Raw genomic sequence first — 2,509 nt, 5'->3', positions numbered from 1 at the left:
GCGGCGCAATTGCCGCTGCGCCGCGACGCCCGCGGCCGGCCCGGCCTGCATGCACCGCTGGCGCACGTGGACACCGGTTGGAGCCACAGCGGCGACTACCTGCTGGTGGCGGTGGCCGCGCACGCGCGGCTGGGGGTGGACATCGAGCGCCAGCGGCCACGGCCGCGCCTGCTGGAACTGGCGCAGCGCTTCTTCCACCCGGACGAGGTCGCGCTGCTGGCCGCGCTGGCGGCGCCGGCGCGCGAGGCGCTGTTCTTCCGCCTGTGGTGCGCCAAGGAAGCGCTGCTCAAGGCGCATGGCCACGGCATCGCCTTCGGCCTGCACCGGCTGCGCTTCGCCGAGGACGCCGGCGGCGCGCTGCGCCTGGTCTGGTGCGACCCGGGCCTGGGCACGGCCGAGGCCTGGCACCTGCACGAATGGGAGGCCGCGCCCGGCTACCGGGCGGCGCTGGCCTGGTGGCCAGGGCTGCCGTAGGTTCCATGCCTCTGGATCGTGTTGCAGCCCTGTGATTCCGATGTCGACCTCGTTGGCTGGGCAGGTCGTGCTTTGGTGTAATTTGATGTAAAAAGATATACGTTTTTATAGGAAAACGCGATGAGGCTCCCTGTGCCGCCCCCAGACAGCTGGCGTCTTCTTGCTGATGAACCTGAACGCATGATGAAGGTGTTCAGGTCGAAGATCGGTCCCGAGGTGGCTGGAAGCTACGAACACTGGGACAAACTCAGGCATAGAGTCGCGCCAGACGGCCTCACCACAGAAGAATGGTGGGCTGGCATCAAGTGGAGCCGTCAAGCGCTGGCGCGCGAACTTGATCTGGTGGACAAAGACGACGAGAACTTCGTCGTTTCCATTACCGATTCGATGCAGCGCAGACTTCACTACATTGATCGCGAGGCGGCTGGGGCGATCAAAGGAATGGAGAGCAGCGGTGGACAGAATAGATTTCTGATCCGTTCGCTGATCGAGGAGGCCATGACGTCGTCCCAGCTTGAGGGAGCCACTACCACCCGCGCGGTTGCAAAAGAGATGCTATCGACTGGCAGACTGCCGCGCGATCAGTCGGAGCGAATGATCTACAACAACTACCTCGCGATGAACATGATTCGCGACAGGGGGAAGCGGCCAATCACGCCCGAGGAGGTGCTGGAGCTGCATAGCATCCTGACGGACGGGACGCTGGAAAGCGCGGAATATTCTGGTCGATATCGTTCGGTGGGAGACAATGTCGTCATCTACGACCGAGGTTCCCCGCCGACGCTGCTGCATGTCCCGCCGCCTGCAATCCAAGTGGCGGACAGGATGAGACGGCTTTGCGCGTTCGCGAACGACACGGCGAGCGAAACCTTCATCCATCCTGTCGTGCGCGCCATCGCAATTCACTTCCAGATCGGCTACGACCATCCATTCGTTGATGGGAACGGACGAACGGCCAGGGCGCTCTTCTACTGGAACATGATGAACTCCGGTTACTGGTTGACCGAATATCTGTCGATTTCGAGCGTGTTGAAGAAGTCGCCCGGGAAATACATGCGGGCTTATCTCTACACCGAGAGCGATGGCGCCGATCTGAGCTATTTCGTCTCGCAGCAGTTGGAAGCGATCGAGCAGTCCATCCAGGCGTTGCACACGTATATCGCGAAGAAGCAGCAGGAAGATCGGCTTGCGCGTCACGTGCTGCGCAAGGCGCATGTGGGCGACGCTGTGCTGAATCACAGGCAGCGCGCCTTGCTGGCCAATGCACTGAAGGATCCTGATCGGCCATACACCGTGGCCGGGCATCGGTCGGCGCACACGATCACCTATCCAACAGCGCTGGGCGACCTGAACTCCCTGGTCGCCGCGGGCCTGCTCTACAAGCAACGGGTCGGCAAGGCGTTCGAATACTACCCGGTACCTAGCCTCGCACGGATGTTGGGAGCCTGACCGTCCCAGGCGGGTGCTGAGCCTCTATACGTTCCGGGAAATGCCTCGGCCAGAGTGCGGCAGCGGCGGCACCTGCGATAATCCGCCGATGACCGATGCCTCTCTTCCCGATTCCGTCCGCGTCGCGCTCGAACAGGGCCTGCACGCGCAAGGCCTGGACGCCGCCGCGCTGGCGCCGCCGCTGCTGGCCTACCTGGCGCTGCTGACGCGCTGGAACCGCACCTACAACCTGACCGCGATCCGCGACCCGCACGAGATGGTGACCCGCCATCTGCTGGATTCGCTGGCGATGCAGCCGTTCGCCCAGGAGGGCGCGCTGGCCGACCTGGGCACCGGTCCTGGGCTGCCCGGCATTCCGCTGGCGATCGCGCGGCCGCAGCTGCGGGTGACCCTGGTCGAAAGCAACGGCAAGAAGGCGCGGTTCCTGCGCGAGGCGGTGCGCCAGCTGCGCCTGGACAACGCGCGCGTGGCCGAGTCGCGCGCCGAGGCGCTGGACGAGGCCGGCGCCTACGACCTGCTGACCGCGCGCGCGCTGGACACGCTGGCCGGCATCGTCGCTGTCGGCGGCCACCTGCTGCGCCCGGGC

3 protein-coding genes are annotated in these 2,509 nt (G+C 64.8%); all 3 read left to right on the top strand.

Going from position 1 to position 2,509, the window contains the following annotated elements:
• A partial coding sequence (locus D180_RS04125) for a 4'-phosphopantetheinyl transferase superfamily protein (RefSeq protein WP_017911793.1) occupies positions 1 to 474 on the top strand: 474 nt, incomplete at its 5' end.
• Between the two features lie 120 nt (positions 475 to 594).
• Positions 595 to 1,923 (top strand): Fic family protein, encoded by a 1,329-nt coding sequence (locus D180_RS04120; RefSeq protein WP_043090446.1) that lies wholly within the window; start codon positions 595 to 597, stop codon positions 1,921 to 1,923.
• 88 nt (positions 1,924 to 2,011) lie between these two features.
• Positions 2,012 to 2,509: 16S rRNA (guanine(527)-N(7))-methyltransferase RsmG (gene rsmG, locus D180_RS04115; RefSeq protein WP_017911791.1), on the top strand; the 498-nt coding region annotated here is incomplete at its 3' end.

The organism is Xanthomonas sp. SHU 166, assembly GCF_000364685.1.
Taxonomy (GTDB): Bacteria; Pseudomonadota; Gammaproteobacteria; order Xanthomonadales; family Xanthomonadaceae; genus Xanthomonas_A; species Xanthomonas_A sontii.
The sequence above is the reverse complement of the archived record's forward strand: the minus strand, read 5'-3'. Positions and strand labels throughout refer to the sequence as shown.